Origin of the sequence: Streptomyces sp. NBC_00554 (assembly GCF_041431135.1) — a bacterium.
GTDB lineage: Bacteria > Actinomycetota > Actinomycetes > Streptomycetales > Streptomycetaceae > Streptomyces.
Window position 1 is genome coordinate 6,802,696 of the sequence record NZ_CP107799.1, and the last position, 15,704, is coordinate 6,818,399.

Here is a 15,704-nt window from a genome sequence, read left to right on the forward strand (position 1 = left end):
GAGACAGATCCGGGCAGACGGGGGTGTGCAGCCCGGGGCGAGCTGAGCAGCGCGCATCCCTCGTGAGGGGGCAGGGTGCGCAAGACGTGGGGGATGGCTGGAGGAACAGTGACACCCTTGATGAGGGCATGTCATCTGAACCCGGGAGGTCGAGGGTTATCCCTCTGCCTCACGGGTGACCAGGCCGTTCGATGGACGTTCGATGACTCTTCGTTGACGGAACGGCGGTCGGACAGGCTCGGTCGGGCCCGACGGTCTCACCGCGCGGCGCGCACGCGCGCGTATCTCCCGTGGATCCGGGGGCCTTGGCTGCGGGGTCCCGGCGTTGGGGCTGGGGTCGGGGTGGGTCGCGTGGCCCGGCGCTTGCGGGGTGCCGCTGTGCCCACCCGTGCCGCCCCTAGCGGCACGCATGCCCACAGTCAGAGCTAGGCGGCTGCGCACTCCGCGCAGGTCCCGAAGATCTCCACCGTGTGGGCCACGTTCACGTACCCGTGCTCGGCGGCGATCGCCTCCGCCCACGTCTCCACGGCCGGGCCCTCGACCTCGACCGCCTTGCCGCAGACACGGCAGACGAGGTGGTGGTGGTGCTCGCCGGTGGAGCAGCGGCGGTACACGGACTCGCCGTCGGACGTACGCAGGACGTCGACCTCGCCGGCGTCGGCGAGGGACTGCAGCGTGCGGTACACGGTGGTCAGACCGACGGAGTCGCCCTTGTGCTTGAGCATGTCGTGGAGTTCCTGCGCGCTGCGGAACTCGTCCACCTCGTCCAGCGCCGCCGCCACGGCGGTACGTTGCCGGGTGGAACGGCCCCGTACGGGCGATCCAGCGGTTGTCACCGTTGCCTCCTCCACGTCTGTCCTTGCCCGGCCATTGTGCCAGTCCGGACTGTGCCCGTTCAGACGCCGACCTTCCTGTTCGTTCCGCGGATGGCCGGAATCGCGCACTCCGCCGGGTCCCCGGCCGCCTGCGCGGCCGCCAGCGCCCGGGCCCTGCGCCGTGCGATCGGGGTCGCAAGGGCGGTCAGCACGATGAACGCGCCGATGGTCAGCAGCACGATCGTCGCGCCGGGCGGCACGTCCTGGTAGTACGACGTCACGGTGCCGCCGATGGTCACGCTCACGCCGATCGCCACCGCGATCGCGAAGGTGGCGGCGAAGCTCCGGCTGAGCTGCTGCGCCGCGGCCACCGGAACCACCATCAGGGCGGACACGAGGAGCAGCCCGACGACTCGCATCGCGACCGTCACCGTCACCGCCGCCGTGACGGCCGTGAGCAGGTTCAGGGCGCGCACCGGCAGGCCCGTCACACGCGCGAACTCCTCGTCCTGGCTGACCGCGAAGAGCTGGCGGCGCAGGCCCAGGGTGACGAGTACGACGAAGGCCGCAAGGACGCAGATCGCCGTCACGTCGGACTCCGAGACGGTGGACAGCGAGCCGAAGAGGTACGAGGTCAGGTTGGCGTTCGAGCCGGTCGGCGCGAGGTTGATGAACATCACGCCGCCCGCCATACCGCCGTAGAAGAGCATGGCCAGGGCGATGTCGCCGCGCGTCTTGCCGTACCAGCGGATCAGCTCCATGAGGACCGCGCCGACCACGGAGACGGCCGTCGCCATCCACACCGGGGACCAGGAGAGCAGGAAGCCGAGGCCGACGCCGGTCATCGCGACGTGGCCGATTCCGTCGCCCATCAGGGCCTGGCGGCGCTGCACGAGGTAGATGCCGACGGCGGGCGCGGTGATGCCGACGAGGACGGCGGCGAGCAGGGCCCGCTGCATGAACGCGTAATCGAGGATGTCCATCAGCTCAGCAGTCCCGTCCGGATCGGTTCGGCGTCGTGAGCCGCGTGCGGGTGTACGTGGTCGTGACCGGGCAGCGCGTGCTGGCCGAGCGCCTGCGGGGGCGGGCCGTCGTGCAGGACGCAGCCGTCGCGCAGCACCACCGCGCGGTCGATCAGCGGCTCCAGGGGGCCCAGCTCGTGCAGGACGAGGAGGACGGAGGTGCCCTGGGCGACCTGCTCGCGCAGGGTCGACGCCAGCACCTCCTGGCTCGCCAGGTCGACGCCCGCCATCGGCTCGTCCATGATCAGCAGCTCGGGTTCGGAGGCGAGAGCGCGGGCTATCAGGACCCGCTGGTGCTGGCCGCCGGACAGCGCGTTCACGGAGTCCTTGGCGCGGTCCGCCATGCCGACGAGGCCGATGGCCTTCCGTACGGCCTCATGGTCGGCCTTGCGCAGCACGCCGAAGCGGGCGCGGGACAGCCGTCCGGAGGCCACGATCTCGGTCACCGTCGCGGGCACACCGCCCGCGGCCGTGGTGCGCTGCGGTACGTAGCCGATGCGCGCCCAGTCGCGGAAGCGGCGGCGCGGGGTGCCGAAGATCTCGATCTCCCCGCCGCTGACCGGGACTTGGCCGATGATGCTGCGCACGGCCGTGGACTTGCCGGATCCGTTGGCGCCGAGCAGCGCGACGACCTCGCCGTGGTTCACGGCGAGGTCGATACCGCGCAGGACGGGGCGTGAACCGAGTTCTGCGGTCACTCCGCGCAGGGATATGACGGGCCCGCTCTTCATGCCGCCGTCCTCCGTGTTCGTTGCGTCACTTCGTGCTGCGTTCTGTCACTTCGCGCCCAGGGCCGTTTCCAGCGCCTTCAGGTTCGACTCCATGACCTGCAGGTAGTCGTCGCCCTTGGACTTGTCGGTGATGCCCTCGATCGGGTCGAGGACGTCCGTCTTGAGGCCCGCGTCCTTGGCGATGGTCTTGGCGGTGTCGTCGCTGACGAGGGTCTCGTAGAACACCGTCGTGACGCCGTCCGCCTTGGCCATCGTCTCAAGGTCCTTCACGCGGTTCGCGCTGGGCTCCGACTCCGGGTCCAGGCCGTTGATGGCCTCCTCGGTGAGACCGTAGCGCTCGGCGAGGTAGCCGAAGGCGGCGTGCGTGGTGATGAAGACCTTGCTGGTGGTGTTCTTGAGCCCGTCCGCGTACTGGGTGTTGAGGGCGTCGAGCTTCTTCACCAGCGCTGCGGTGTTGCTCTTGTATTCCCCGGCGTTGTCCGGGTCCTCCTTCTCGAAGGCCTTGCCGACACCCTCGGCGACCTCGGCGTACTTCACCGGGTCCAGCCAGATGTGCGGGTCGGTGGCCCCCGTCTCCTCACCCTCGGTGTCGTCGTGCTCGGCCGCGTGCCCGCCGACCTCGTTGCCGTGCTTCTCCAGGGTGGTCAGCGTCGCGGCGTCGATCTTCGTCTTGACCTCGGACTGCGCCACGGCGTCGTCGACGGCCGGCTGGAGGTTCTTGAGATAGAGGACGGCGTCCGCCTCCTGGAGCTGCGCGGTCTGCTTGGCGCTGATCTCCAGGTCGTGCGGCTCCTGACCGGGCTCGGTCAGGTTGGTGACGCTCACGTGGTCCCCGCCGATCTCCTCGGCGAGGTACTGCAGGGGATAGAACGACGCCACGACGTCGAGCTTCCCGCTGCTGTTGCTGTCGGCGGCGGACGAGTCCGAGCAGGCGGAGAGGGTCGCGAGACCGAGGAAAGTGGCCGCGGTCACAGCGGTCCCCGATATGAGGCGTCGTCGTACGTTCATGACAGTCATTTTCAACAAATTTGGAAACGATTGTCAACAAGGGTTTGGTCACCCAACCGATTTGATACCGGGGTGGGCAGCGCCGGTAACCTGAAGCATTCGCTGCCGTCCGTTCGTAATGAAGAGAGCACCGTGGCCGCCGACAAGATCGACACCATCGTCAGCCTGAGCAAGCGCCGTGGCTTCGTTTTCCCCTGTAGTGAGATCTACGGCGGGCAGAAGGCCGCCTGGGACTACGGCCCGCTCGGCGTCGAGCTCAAGGAGAACATCAAGCGCCAGTGGTGGCGTTACATGGTCACCTCCCGTGAGGACGTCGTCGGTATCGACTCGTCGGTGATCCTGGCCACAGAGGTCTGGGTCGCGTCGGGTCACGTCGCCACTTTCTCCGACCCGCTCACCGAGTGCACCTCCTGCCACAAGCGCTACCGCGCCGACCACCTGGAGGAGGCCTACGAGGCCAAGCACCACCGCCTCCCGGAGAACGGCCTCGCCGACATCAACTGCCCCAACTGCGGCAACAAGGGCCAGTTCACCGAGCCCAAGCAGTTCTCGGGCCTGCTCTCCACGCACCTCGGCCCCACGCAGGACAGCGGCTCCGTCGCCTACCTGCGCCCCGAGACCGCGCAGGGCATCTTCACCAACTTCGCCTCCGTGCAGCAGACTTCGCGCCGCAAGCCGCCCTTCGGCATCGGCCAGATGGGCAAGTCCTTCCGCAACGAGATCACGCCCGGCAACTTCATCTTCCGCACCCGCGAGTTCGAGCAGATGGAGATGGAGTTCTTCGTCAAGCCGGGCGAGGACGAGAAGTGGCAGGAGTACTGGATGCAGGAGCGCTGGAACTGGTACACCGGCCTCGGTCTCCGCGAGGAGAACATGCGCTGGTACGACCACCCGGCCGAGAAGCTCTCGCACTACTCCAAGCGCACCGCCGACATCGAGTACCGCTTCCAGTTCGGCGGCAACGAGTGGGGTGAGCTGGAAGGCGTCGCCAACCGCACGGACTACGACCTGAACGCCCACTCCAAGGCCTCCGGCCAGGACCTCTCCTACTTCGACCAGGAAGCCGGCGAGCGCTGGACGCCGTACGTCATCGAGCCCGCCGCCGGTGTCGGCCGCGCGATGCTGGCGTTCCTCCTGGACGCCTACGTCGAGGACGAGGCCCCCAACGCCAAGGGCAAGATGGAGAAGCGCACCGTCCTGCGCCTCGACCCGCGCCTGGCCCCCGTCAAGGTCGCCGTCCTCCCGCTGTCCCGCAACCCGGAGCTCTCCCCGAAGGCCAAGGGCCTCGCCACCGCGCTCCGGCAGAACTGGAACATCGACTTCGACGACGCCGGCGCCATCGGCCGCCGCTACCGCCGCCAGGACGAGATCGGCACCCCGTTCTGCGTCACCGTCGACTTCGACACGCTCGACGACAACGCGGTGACCGTGCGCGAGCGCGACACCATGAAGCAGGAGCGGGTGTCGCTCGACCAGATCGAGGGCTACCTCGCCAGCCGGCTGATCGGCTGCTGAGTCCGCTTGTACGTCACTGGTGCCGGGTCCCTTTCCCAGGGGCCCGGCACCGGTGCGTTCGCAGAGTTCAGAGGTCCAGGTCCGCGTACAGCGCCGCGTGGTCGGAGGCCTGCTCGGGCCTCGCGGTCACGGTGTCGAAGTGCTCGAAGGTGTTCGGCGCCCAGATTCCGCGCCGCTCCACACCCGTCCCCCGTACGAGCTCCCACAACTGGGGCGAGAACATGAGGTAGTCGAGCTTCTGGGCGGCACTGGTGCCCGTCCCGTGAGTGCCGGGGGCGCCCGTGTAGCTGGGGTGGGTCATCGCGTCCCGGAGGCCGGCATCGAGGAGTTCCTTGATCGGCAGGCTCGTCGGCCGGTCGTTGAGGTCCCCGGCGACCACGACGTGCACCGACCGCAGGAGCGCCTCCTCGTAGATCTCCTTGACCCTCCTGGCCTGCGCCAGCCGCCGGCCCGCGCCCTCTCCCCGTATCTGGCTCTTGAAGTGGTTGCCCAGGATCCACAGCGGCGTCCCGTCGAGCTCTATCTCGAACTCGGGGCAGTCCCGGCTGAAGACGGGCGGGTCGGACGGCTTCGGGTCGAAGATGTGCGACCGCAGGGACGTGATGGGGTGGCGGCTGAGGATGCCGACGTCGATACCCCGGCTGTCATTGCCGTCGATCAGCATGTTGTACGGGTACGGCTCCTTCCCCAGCGCGTCACCCAGGACCTGCCTGTTGAAGCGGGCCAGGGTGAGACGGTCCTCGACCTCGACGGTGAGCAGTATGTCGGCGTTGACCTCGGCGATCACCCGACCGGTGTTGCGCACGGCCGTCCAGCTCACGTCGGAACGCACCAGCTCGGCCCAACCCGCCCATTTCGAACGGCCCTTGGCCTTGATGTTGATGACCGGATCGGCGTCGGTCCCGCCCAGCGTGAAGAGCTTGGCGCCCGCTCCCTTGGTCTGGTTGACGTAGATCGCCCCGGCCCGGTCCGGATCGGCCTCGTAGGCCCGGTGCTTCTTCACCAGCGCGGCGATCCGCTCCTTGTCCGCGTCGGAGTAGAGGTCCTTCGCGATGAGGGCGGCCAACTCGTTGAAGTCGTCCAGGACTTCGTTGCGTTCGCCCTCGTCCTCGATGCCGAAGACCTTGGGGCGGCGGAACAGGTTCTCCGCGTTGAAGGTGGCGATACGGATGGTCATGGCGCCTCCTCGAGCGACGCAGGCGTATCCGCGTGCCGGCGCCAGGCGCCGCAAGAGGTGACTGTTCGCCGACAGCTCGAATTGTCCGAGAGCGGGGCATCGGTGTCCAACGGAACGGCAGGGGAACTTTCGGTGGCGCAAGGAGATTTCCCCGCAGGAAGCACCAATCCGGGACGACCCGCGCTCCGAAGGAGATGTCATACGGCCCGCAGGGGGTGGGCCGTGCACCTTCCACGGGGGCGTACATGCGTAAGCAAGCAGTCATTGGCGTACTGACGATGGCGGTGGCGATCGGGACGGTGGGCGCCGTCGGAACCGGGGCACTGGGCGGAGGGTCCGAGACCTCGGGCTCCGCGGCCGTCGAGGCCAAGGGAGGCACCGGCACCCTGCCCAAGGCACTCGCACCGGGCGGGCTGCGGTCCGTCGGGCTCACCGCCGACCAGCGGCTGATCGCCTTCCGGGTCGACCGGCCCGCGGACACGGCCCCGCTCGGCAAGGTCAGCGGGCTCAAGGGCGATATGGCACTCGTCGGCATCGACTACCGCGTACAGAACAACAAGCTGTACGGCGTCGGCGACCGCGGCGGCATCTACACCATCCGCGAGGCCGGCGCCCGCGCCACCAAGGTCTCCCAGCTCACCGTCGCACTCCAGGGCAAGTCCTTCGGCGTCGACTTCAACCCCGCCGCCAACCGGCTCCGCGTCATCAGCGACACCGGCCAGAACCTCCGCCACAACCTCGACGACCCGGCGGGCGCCCCCGCCGCGGGCACCACGGCCACCGACGGCACCCTCACCAACCCGCCGGTGCCCCCGAACCCGGGCGCCACCGCGCTCGGCGTGACCGCAGCCGCGTACACCAACAACGACCTCGACACCGCGACGGCCACCACCCTCTTCGACCTCGACACCACCCTCGACCAGGTGTCGGTCCAGTCACCCGCCAACGCCGGCAACCTCGCCCCGACCGGCAAGCTGGGCGTGGACGCGCCGCTGAACTCCGGGTTCGACATCTACAGTTCGGCACGGAACGGGACGAACACCGGGTACGCGGTGACCGGCGGCAAGACTTTCCGGATCAACCTGCTGACGGGGAAGGCGACTTCGACCGGATCGTTCCCGCAGGGGCGGCAGGCGGTGGACCTGGCGATTCCGCTGCGGCAGGGCTGAGCCGGATCGTGTGAAGGGCGAGGGGCCCCCGGTGACGGGGCCCCTCGCGTCCTGTGGCCGTCCTCAACGGCCCTGCAGCGCCTTGACGTTGTCGTCTAATGTCCAGTTATGTTTCTTCGAGCCGTCCCAGTTGGTGACTCCTCCCCCGGCTGAAGCTGGGGGCTTCTCGCTATGCCGGTTGGGCTTTGCGACGGACCAGCCCGGCCCGTAGAACGTTGGTGGCTCCGACTGTGTCGGCGTGTGCGGTGTGGCCGCAGGCGACGCAGTGGAACTTTTCCTGTGTGGGCCGGTTCTCCTTGGCGGTGTGCCCGCATTCGGGGCAGGTGCGGGAGGTGTTGCGGGGGTCCACGGCGATCACTTCCCGTCCGGCGCTTTCAGCCTTGGCGTGCAGGATCGTCAGGAACACCCCCCAACCGGCATCGTTGATGGACTTGTTGAGCCCGGCCTTGCTCGCGGCCCCGTTGGGCAGAAAGGTGCCCGGCTGGCCAGGGTCGGGCTTGGGTGCGGGGGCCTTGCTCATGTTGCGGATCTTGAGGTCTTCGTGCGCGATGAAGTCATGCACGCGGACCAGGCCGAGGGCGGTCTTGTGCGCGTGGTCGAGCCGCCGGCGACGCACCTTGCTGTGCAGCCCGGCGACCTTCTCCACCGCCCGCTGGTGATTGGCGGTCCGGTCCCTGGCCTTGCTACGCGGGAACCGGGACAGCGCCTGCTGTGCCGCCTCGAGCTTCGCGGCGGCCTTGCGCCCGTGGCGCGGGTTGGGCACGAACCCGCCGTTCGAGTCGGCGAGGAAGTTGGCAATGCCCAGGTCGATCCCAATCACGGAGCCGGTCGCGGGCAGCGGTTCAGGGGCAGCCTGCTCGGCGGTCAGCACGACGAACCACCTACGGCCCTCGCGCTTCACCGACACCGTCTTGACCCGGCCGGTCACGGCGCGGTGCTGGTTGACCTTGACGTGTCCGACTCCCTGGAAGCGGACCCGGGTGACGGGGTCGTGCGGGGCGGAGTCCCACCGGCAGCCGTCGCCGTCCTTGGGGAACTCCACCGTGTCGAACCAGTTGACTCCACGGAAACGCGGGTAGCCGGGTGCCTCACCGGACCTGACCCGGCGGAAGAACGCGGCGAACGACTTGTCCAGGCGGCGCAAGGTGGCCTGCTGCGAACTGAACGACCAGCGGCCCTGACACCCCGGGTCGAACGCCCGGATGTCCTTCAGCTGCGCGGACTGCATTCCGTACGTGACGCTGGCCTTCGAGACGTGCCGGTAGGCGTCGCGGCGTTCCTGTAACGCCCCGTTGTAGAGGGAGCAGTGGTCTCGCAGCATCTCGGACAGGGCTTGCGTCTGCCGGACGGTGGGTCGCATGAGGAACTTGTACGCACGGATCAACGCGACCCACCCCCTCCGGACGAATTCACCCGACCATACACACTCAACTAACATCACCACATAGAATACGAACTCGTCATATCAGACGATGAGGCCACTTCGCCTGCGGCCTCAGTTCCTGTTCTGGCCCGGCGCTCATCGCCAGGCGTCGGCGCGAAGAGCTTCTGCATGGAACTGTGAGAGTTCAACAGTTGAGGCGCTCACGTACATCCGCTTGCGCACCACCCGCCGAAGACGGCCCTGTCGTCCGCTCCGACCGCCACCACCAAGGACGCAGAGAACTCCGGCGCTCCGCGCCTCCGGGTCGAGGATCGCATTCCCGCCCGGCCTGAAGGCCGGGATCCCCTGCGAAGAACAAGGGATGGAAGCGCTCGGCGCCGGCCGCACGCCGTTGCGGCGCCTCCGCTCAGTGGCTGTGCCCGGACGCGTCAGGACTCGGCCTGGCGCACATTCCTTCCAGCAGTGCGGTCAAGATGCGCGTCAGTTGAGGTTCGACGTTGACCAGCGCGTGAGCCAACTCGGGGCGGGTTTCGTAGAGCGTACGGAGACGCATGCCGGTGCGGCCATCTGCCACAGCGCCCCGGCCATGCTCCTGGATACGTAGGGACCGGCGAGGAGATCGCCACCGCGATCGCGTCCCTGCCTTCCGATGACGCCTCCTGCGTCCCGGGTGCACATCTCGCCGACGACCGGGGGTCCTCGCCTGAGCTCAAACGTCCCGGGTTGACACCTCTGCGAGCGCAGGTAGCACCTGCGGCGCGGGTCGCAGTCCAACAGGTGACAGTCGGCGGCTGACAGATGACAACTGACAGATATTGAAATCTGTTATCTGTCATGCCATCGTGGATGTACGACACCCTTCCGGGGCACATTCCCCGCCTGGAACCCCAAGGAGTCCTCATGCAAACCCGCCCCCTCGGATCCACCGGCCCCCAGGTCTCCGCCCTCGGACTCGGCTGCATGGGCATGTCCGCGCTGTACGGCGAGGCCGACCGGGCCGAGTCCATCGCGACCATCCATGCCGCGCTCGAGGCTGGCGTGACCCTGCTCGACACCGGTGATTTCTACGCCATGGGTCACAACGAGATGCTGATCGGCGAGGCGCTGCGCGGGGCGCCCTCGGCTCGGCGTGAGCAGGCGCTCACGAGCGTCAAGTTCGGTGCGCTGCGTGACCCGGACGGCGGCTGGTCGGGGTACGACGGCCGCCCGGCGGCGGTGAAGAACTTCGCCGCGTACTCGTTGCAGCGGCTCGGCGTGGATCACATCGACGTGTACCGGATCGCGCGGGCCGATTCCGGTGTGCCGATCGAGGAGACGGTGGGCGCGATCGCGGAGCTGGTGGAGGCCGGGCACGTACGGCACATCGGGCTGAGCGAGGTCGGGGCCGACACCATTCGGCGGGCCGCCGCCACCGCCCCCATCTCGGACCTTCAGATCGAGTACTCCCTCATCTCCCGCGGCATCGAGGACGAGGTGCTGCCGACCACCCGTGAACTGGGGATCGGCATCACCGCGTACGGCGTGCTGTCGCGCGGGCTGATCTCCGGGCACTTCACGCGGGACCGGCAACTCGGCGCGAACGACTTCCGTGGGATGAGCCCCCGCTTCCAGGGTGAGAATCTCCAGCGCAACCTGGACCTGGTCGACGCGCTGCGGAAGGTCGCCGAGCAGAAGGGGGTCAGCGTCGCGCAGATCGCGATCGCCTGGGTGCTCTCGCGCGGCGAGGACATCGTGCCGCTGGTCGGTGCGCGTCGCCGGGACCGGCTGGCGGAGGCGCTGGGTGCGCTGGACGTGACGCTGGACGCCGACGACCTCGCTTCCATCGAGGAGGCCGTGCCGGACGGTGCCGCCGCGGGTGACCGCTACCCGCAGGCGCAGATGGCTCACCTCGGCACGGAGCGCTGACGGTACCGCCAGGTACGGTCTTCGTCATGGCACGGACCACCGAAGCACTGACCGCCGAGCGCATCCTCGAAGCGACCGAGGAGGTGCTGCGCCGCCACGGGCCCGCCAAGGCCACCGTGGTGGACGTGGCCCGTGCGCTCGGCGTCAGCCACGGCAGCGTCTATCGCCACTTCCGTACGAAGGCGGCGCTGCGGGAGGCGGTCACCAAGCGCTGGCTGGACCGTACGTCGCAGACGCTGGAGCAGATTGCCCGGACGCGTGATCAGACGCCTCCCGTGGCCCTACGGCACTGGCTGGGCGCACTGTTCACCGCCAAGCGGCAGAAGGCGGGGGGCGATCCGGAGCTGTTCGCCACGTACTCGGTGCTGCTCGGTGAGACCAGCGCCGTGGTCGATGAGCACATCGCCGACCTCGTTCACCAGCTCATGCTCATTGTCGAACGTGGCGTGCGGGAGGGCGACTTCGTCATCCAGGATGCCAACCCCTTGTTGACGGCCCGCGCAGTCTTCGATGCCACCGGCCGCTTCCATGACCCCGCCTACGCCCGTGAATGGGAACAGCCGGGCATCGAGGCCGAGTTCACCTCGGTCGTCGACCTCCTTCTGCGCGGGCTGAGCCGCTGAGCTGCTGAGCCGCGGAATTGCTGAGGCCGACCGTGGGCCCGGCGGAGTGTTACCCCTCCGTCGGATCCACCGTCGCCTGATGCGCCTCCGCCAGGTGTTCCTCCGCCTTCAGCCACGGCAGGAACTGCGCCGGCTTGCGCCAGCCGCACGTGTCGCATCTGATCGTGCGCTGTACGCCGGTTCGCTGGACGTGTACGACGTGTTCGCGGCCGTGCTGGTCCCAGCGGCTTACTTTGCTCGTGTTGATCTGCAGCATGCCACCTCCTGGTGATACCGCGTGATGCCGCGTATTACCGCATTCCCTTATGCAGCAAGGAGTGTGCAGCATGGCGAAGATCAACGGGGATTCTTTGGCCGCGAGTTGGCGGCGCGGTCGTCCGTCGTCACGATCCGCCGCATCAGGGTGATCAGAGTCTCACGTTCGGTGGCCGACAGGTCGCTCAGGAAGTCGGCTTGTGAGCGGTCGGCCACCTTCTTCAGCTCCTCCAGCCGTGTTTCGCCCGCCGCCGTGAGGGCGACGCGCTGGCGGCGGCGGTCACGGGGGTCGCGTTCGCGGTGCACGAGGTCCTGTTGCTCGACCTCGTCGAGGTATCCCACGAGGTGGCTGCGGTTGAGGCCGAGGCGGTCGGCGAGTTCGTGCTGGGCGAGGGGGCCGAAGTCGCCGAGGCCCGCGAGGATCGCGAAGTGGGGGAGGCGGAGACCGTGTTCCCTGAGGGCCTCGACCAGGGTGCGGTGGCCGATCCGGGCGACGTGGCCCGCCAGGTAGGAGGGCAGGGCCAGCAGGGTCGGGGGGCGTGTGGCCGGCGAGTCCGGGGGGTGAGGGGTCTCGTCCGGCTTGTCGGTGGGGGCGTCTTCGCGGGTCGGGGCCATGTCGGCAATCCTACCCTCGACGTAATGATGTCGGCATGTAATCATTACGCTGCGATGTGATCCCAGTGGTTGAACACCCCTGTCGAAATCCCCTGACGAAATCCCCTGCCGGACATCCCTAAGGACCCGCCATGCCCGACTACGGCCACGACCTCCTCTTCGGCGCGGTGCTCACCCCCGACGCCCAACAACCGGACACCGTCATCGAGTTGGCGAGGCTCGCCGACCGGGCCGGGCTCGACCTCGTCAGCGTCGCCGACCACCCGTACCGGCCGGACTTCCTGGACGCCTGGACCCTGCTGTCCGTGATCGCGGCGCGTACCGAGCGGGTGCGGGTCTTCCCGAACGTGGCCAATCTGCCCTTGCGGCCGCCGGCGGGGCTGGCGCGGGCCGCGGCGAGCCTCGACGTACTCAGCGGCGGGCGTGTGGAGTTGGGGCTCGGGGCGGGAGGCTACTGGGACGCCATCGCAAGCGAGGGGCAGCCGCGGCGTATGCCTGGGGAGGCCGTCGAGGCGTTGGGTGAGGCGATCGACGTGATCCGGGCGCTGTGGTCAACCGATGGGGACAGCGGGGGAAATGGGAACGGCAAGGCAGTCGGAGGCAAGCACTACTGGCTCGACGGGGCCAGGCCCGGGCCCGCGGCCGTCCACCCGATCAGCGTTTGGGTCGGCGCGCTGGGGGCGCGGATGCTGCGCCTGATCGGGCGCTCAGCCGACGGGTGGCTGCCCAGCGCGATCCGGGTGCCGCCCACCGAACTCGCCGTGGGCCAGCGGATCGTGGACGAGGCTGCGACTGCCGCGGGGCGGGACCCACGGTCGGTGCGCCGTCTCTACAACTTGCCCGGCCTCGCCCCGGCCGAGCAACTCGCCGAACTCACCCTCACCCAAGGGGTGAGCGCCTATCTGCTCGCCTCCGACGACCCGTCCACACTCGAACGCTTTGCACATGAAGTCGCCCCGGCTGTTGTGGAGTTGGTGGCCAAGGAGCGAACTAGCTGATCCTGCGCGGCAGTCGCAGGCTCAGGAGCGTTGTCAGTGCCACTATCGCCAGCTGGACCAGGAGTGTTGTCACCAGGGCGTCCTGCATTCCGTGGCCCGGGACGAGGGAGAGGAAGAGGGAGCCCAGGGTGGCGACGCCGAGGGCGAGGGCCGACTGCTGGGTGGTGATCATGACGCCGCTGCCGACGCCGCCTCGCACGGGCGGGACCTCGGAGAGGATGATCCGGAAGAGGACGGGGAGTTGGAGGGCCTGGCCCGCGCCCGCCACCGCCGCGCCCGGTGCCAGCTGCCAGACGCCCAGGTCCGGCCAGGACCGCCACGCGGCCAGCGCGAGTAGGGCCACGCCGATTGCCTGGATCAGCCCGCCTGCGGTGACGACCCGGGTGCCGTAGCGTGCGATCAGGTGCGGGCCGCACAGCGAGACGACGAAGAAGACCGCCGCCATCGGCGCGAGGGCCAGCCCCGCCTGGACCGGACCGAGCCCGGCGCCGTCCTGCAACGCCACCGCGATCACGAACATGAAACCGCTGAAGCCGATCCCGAACGGCACGATCATCACCAGCCCCCGGCGAAACGACGTCAGCGCGAACAGGCTCGGCGGGACCAGTGGCGTACGGCCGCGGCGGTCCTCTCGTCGCTCGACGAAGTAGAACGCCGCCGCCGCGAGCGGGAACAGGGCGAGCGACAGCCATGTCCACAGCGGCCAGCCCGCAGCCCTGCCCTCGGTCAGCGGGGCCAGCAGCGCGAGCAGCGCTATGGCGAGCAGTACCGTGCCCGGGCCGTCGACCGGCTCCGGGTGCTGCGAGCGCGTCTCGGGGACGGCACGTGCGGCCAGGACCAGGCCGAGGATCACCACGGGCACGTTCACGAGGAACACCGAGCGCCAGCCGGTGCCCGCGATGTCGGCGGCGACGAGTACGCCGCCGAGGATCTGCCCGGCCACCATGGAGAGCCCGGCCGTCGCGCCGTACAGGCTCATCGCCTTGGCGCGGCGCGGCCCGTCGGTCGCCGACTGGATGGTGGCGAGCACCTGCGGCAGCATCGCCGCGGACGCCGCGCCCTGCGCGACACGTGCCGCCACCAGCGTCCAGGCATCGGGCGCGAGCCCGCACGCCAGCGAGGTCAGGCCGAAGGCCGCCATGCCGCCGAGGAAGAGCCGGCGCCGGCCGAAGAGGTCGCCGAGCCGGCCGCCGAGGACCAGGAGGACGGCGTACGAGACTCCGTACCCGGCGATGACGAGCTCGAGGACGGACTCGCTCGCGTGCAGGTCCTGGCCCATGGTCGGCAGGGCGACGTTGACGATGAAGAAGTCGATGAGCGGCAGGGCGGCGCCGAGCAGCACGGTGAAGAGCCCGAGGCCGCCGAGCAGGGGTGGGGCGGCGGGGGAGCGGGCGGAGGTGGTGAGGGTTCCGGTTTCGGTCACGTCCTCCAGCCTTCTCCTGGTCTCAGGCTGGTACCAGAGTCTCCTTATCCTGGTAGAAGAAGTACCTGGAAACAGGGTGAGGTGTGCGGCAAGCTGGGGAGCATGACGACGATGGCGCAGGAGCAGCGAGCGGGGGCGGCGGTTGGGCACGGCGGGCAGGAGTCCGAGATCCGGCGGCATGAACTGGCCGCCTTCCTGAGGCATCGCCGCGAGCACGTCACCCCCGAGCGGGTCGGCCTGCCCCGCGGCCCCCGCCGGCGCACTCCCGGCCTGCGCCGCGAGGAGGTCGCGCAGCTCGCCGCCGTCGGTGTCACCTGGTACACGTGGCTGGAACAGGCCCGGGACATCCAGGTCTCCGTGCAGGTGCTCGACGCACTCGCCCGCGCCCTGATGCTCGACCCGAGCGAGCGCGTCCACCTCTTCCAGCTGGCCGGTGCTGTCGACCCCACCCCGGCCTCGCGCTGCCCGACGATCACTCCGGCGCTGCTGCGGATGCTGGAGCAACTGGAGCCGCTCCCGGCCTGCATCCAGAACAGCCGGTACGACATCCTCGCGTACAACCGCACGTACGCCCGTCTGCTCTGCGACCTCGATGAGGTGCCGGCCGAGGACCGCAACTGCATGGTCCTCATCACGACGAACGAGCAGTGGCGTTCCTCGATCGTGCTGCTCGACGAGACGATGCGGCTGATGGCCGCCAAGTTCCGCGCCTCCATGGCCGGGCATCTCGCGGACCCCGCCTGGAAGATGCTGCTCAAGCGGCTGCGTGCGGAGTCGGAGGAGTTCTGCGAGGTCTGGGAGCGGCACGAGGTGCTCGGCGCGCGAACCAAGCGCAAGGAGTTCCGCAACGCGGACGTCGGCCGGATCACCGTGGACCACACCGACCTGTGGCTGAACCCGGAGGCCGGGTCGCGCATGGTGACGTACGCACCCGCCGACGAGGAGTCCCGCGAACGCCTGGAGCAGCTGCACGCGATCGCCGTGGAGCGCGAGAGCGTGCGGGCGTAGCGCCAACGCCGAGCGGTGTGACGAGAGTGCGTGCGCGGCGTCGCGGGCAGACCGGA

The 15,704-nt window shown here is 69.1% G+C and carries 15 protein-coding genes; 6 read left to right on the forward strand and 9 right to left on the reverse strand.

From position 1 onward, the window contains the following. Nucleotides 1-425: 425 nt before the first annotated feature. Genes OG266_RS30000 through OG266_RS30015 form a run of 4 tightly spaced genes read right to left on the reverse strand, consistent with a single transcriptional unit; the run spans nt 426 to nt 3,576 of the window. On the reverse strand, nt 426-836 hold the full coding sequence (locus OG266_RS30000) for a Fur family transcriptional regulator (protein ID WP_371549368.1): 411 nt from the start codon (nt 834-836) through the stop codon (nt 426-428). A 59-nt stretch (nt 837-895) separates the two neighbouring features. After that, entirely contained in the window at nt 896-1,798 is a 903-nt protein-coding gene (locus OG266_RS30005; RefSeq protein ID WP_266462707.1) for a metal ABC transporter permease, read from the reverse strand. Then, nucleotides 1,798-2,568, reverse strand: a complete 771-nt coding sequence (locus tag OG266_RS30010) for a metal ABC transporter ATP-binding protein (RefSeq protein WP_266462712.1) — start codon at nt 2,566-2,568, stop codon at nt 1,798-1,800. The genes OG266_RS30005 and OG266_RS30010 overlap by 1 nt, the downstream gene beginning before the upstream one ends. A gap of 45 nt (nt 2,569-2,613) precedes the next feature. Beyond that, the gene (locus OG266_RS30015; RefSeq protein ID WP_266462714.1) at nt 2,614-3,576 is read right to left on the reverse strand and encodes a metal ABC transporter solute-binding protein, Zn/Mn family; all 963 of its coding nucleotides are present in this window, start codon (nt 3,574-3,576) and stop codon (nt 2,614-2,616) included. Between the two features lie 132 nt (nt 3,577-3,708). Between OG266_RS30015 and OG266_RS30020 the strand changes: the two genes are divergently transcribed. After that, nucleotides 3,709-5,091 carry a glycine--tRNA ligase gene (locus OG266_RS30020; RefSeq protein WP_266462716.1) on the forward strand — a complete coding sequence of 461 codons (1,383 nt, stop codon included), beginning with the start codon at nt 3,709-3,711 and terminating at the stop codon, nt 5,089-5,091. A gap of 67 nt (nt 5,092-5,158) precedes the next feature. Here OG266_RS30020 and OG266_RS30025 read toward each other — a convergent pair whose 3' ends face one another. After that, nucleotides 5,159-6,268 carry an endonuclease/exonuclease/phosphatase family protein gene (locus tag OG266_RS30025; RefSeq protein WP_371549371.1) on the reverse strand — a complete coding sequence of 370 codons (1,110 nt, stop codon included), beginning with the start codon at nt 6,266-6,268 and terminating at the stop codon, nt 5,159-5,161. Between the two features lie 245 nt (nt 6,269-6,513). Between OG266_RS30025 and OG266_RS30030 the strand changes: the two genes are divergently transcribed. Then, a complete protein-coding gene (locus OG266_RS30030; RefSeq protein ID WP_371549373.1) occupies nt 6,514-7,437 on the forward strand; it encodes a DUF4394 domain-containing protein in 924 nt (307 codons plus the stop codon). Between the two features lie 169 nt (nt 7,438-7,606). Here OG266_RS30030 and OG266_RS30035 read toward each other — a convergent pair whose 3' ends face one another. Beyond that, a complete protein-coding gene (locus OG266_RS30035; RefSeq protein WP_371549375.1) occupies nt 7,607-8,821 on the reverse strand; it encodes an RNA-guided endonuclease InsQ/TnpB family protein in 1,215 nt (404 codons plus the stop codon). Between the two features lie 900 nt (nt 8,822-9,721). Here OG266_RS30035 and OG266_RS30040 point away from each other — a divergent pair. Next, nucleotides 9,722-10,726 carry an aldo/keto reductase gene (locus OG266_RS30040; RefSeq protein ID WP_371549376.1) on the forward strand — a complete coding sequence of 335 codons (1,005 nt, stop codon included), beginning with the start codon at nt 9,722-9,724 and terminating at the stop codon, nt 10,724-10,726. Between the two features lie 26 nt (nt 10,727-10,752). Beyond that, the gene (locus OG266_RS30045) at nt 10,753-11,349 is read left to right on the forward strand and encodes a TetR family transcriptional regulator (protein ID WP_371549379.1); all 597 of its coding nucleotides are present in this window, start codon (nt 10,753-10,755) and stop codon (nt 11,347-11,349) included. A gap of 49 nt (nt 11,350-11,398) precedes the next feature. Here the strand turns inward: OG266_RS30045 and OG266_RS30050 are convergent, their stop codons facing one another. Next, on the reverse strand, nt 11,399-11,605 hold the full coding sequence (locus OG266_RS30050; protein WP_266462731.1) for a hypothetical protein: 207 nt from the start codon (nt 11,603-11,605) through the stop codon (nt 11,399-11,401). A gap of 80 nt (nt 11,606-11,685) precedes the next feature. After that, entirely contained in the window at nt 11,686-12,219 is a 534-nt protein-coding gene (locus OG266_RS30055; protein ID WP_371549381.1) for a MarR family winged helix-turn-helix transcriptional regulator, read from the reverse strand. Nucleotides 12,220-12,350: 131 nt separating this feature from the next. Between OG266_RS30055 and OG266_RS30060 the strand changes: the two genes are divergently transcribed. Next, entirely contained in the window at nt 12,351-13,217 is an 867-nt protein-coding gene (locus OG266_RS30060) for an LLM class flavin-dependent oxidoreductase (protein ID WP_371549383.1), read from the forward strand. Here OG266_RS30060 and OG266_RS30065 read toward each other — a convergent pair. Then, nucleotides 13,210-14,640 (reverse strand): MFS transporter, encoded by a 1,431-nt coding sequence (locus OG266_RS30065; protein WP_371549385.1) that lies wholly within the window; start codon nt 14,638-14,640, stop codon nt 13,210-13,212. The two genes, OG266_RS30060 and OG266_RS30065, sit on opposite strands and share 8 nt — an antisense overlap. Nucleotides 14,641-14,742: 102 nt before the next feature. Here OG266_RS30065 and OG266_RS30070 point away from each other — a divergent pair, with 102 nt between their 5' ends. Continuing rightward, a complete protein-coding gene (locus OG266_RS30070) occupies nt 14,743-15,648 on the forward strand; it encodes a helix-turn-helix transcriptional regulator (RefSeq protein ID WP_371549387.1) in 906 nt (301 codons plus the stop codon). Nucleotides 15,649-15,704: the final 56 nt, after the last annotated feature.

What these genes read in the sequence shown, in the direction of transcription:
- OG266_RS30040 (WP_371549376.1), top strand. Translation starts at nt 9,722, where the DNA reads ATGCAAACCCGCCCCCTCGGATCCACCGGCCCCCAGGTCTCCGCCCTC.
- OG266_RS30010 (WP_266462712.1), bottom strand. Translation starts at nt 2,568, where the DNA reads ATGAAGAGCGGGCCCGTCATATCCCTGCGCGGAGTGACCGCAGAACTC.
- OG266_RS30025 (WP_371549371.1), bottom strand. Translation starts at nt 6,268, where the DNA reads ATGACCATCCGTATCGCCACCTTCAACGCGGAGAACCTGTTCCGCCGC.
- OG266_RS30050 (WP_266462731.1), bottom strand. Translation starts at nt 11,605, where the DNA reads ATGCTGCAGATCAACACGAGCAAAGTAAGCCGCTGGGACCAGCACGGC.
- OG266_RS30060 (WP_371549383.1), top strand. Translation starts at nt 12,351, where the DNA reads ATGCCCGACTACGGCCACGACCTCCTCTTCGGCGCGGTGCTCACCCCC.
- OG266_RS30015 (WP_266462714.1), bottom strand. Translation starts at nt 3,576, where the DNA reads ATGAACGTACGACGACGCCTCATATCGGGGACCGCTGTGACCGCGGCC.
- OG266_RS30005 (WP_266462707.1), bottom strand. Translation starts at nt 1,798, where the DNA reads ATGGACATCCTCGATTACGCGTTCATGCAGCGGGCCCTGCTCGCCGCC.
- OG266_RS30030 (WP_371549373.1), top strand. Translation starts at nt 6,514, where the DNA reads ATGCGTAAGCAAGCAGTCATTGGCGTACTGACGATGGCGGTGGCGATC.
- OG266_RS30045 (WP_371549379.1), top strand. Translation starts at nt 10,753, where the DNA reads ATGGCACGGACCACCGAAGCACTGACCGCCGAGCGCATCCTCGAAGCG.
- OG266_RS30055 (WP_371549381.1), bottom strand. Translation starts at nt 12,219, where the DNA reads ATGGCCCCGACCCGCGAAGACGCCCCCACCGACAAGCCGGACGAGACC.
- OG266_RS30070 (WP_371549387.1), top strand. Translation starts at nt 14,743, where the DNA reads ATGACGACGATGGCGCAGGAGCAGCGAGCGGGGGCGGCGGTTGGGCAC.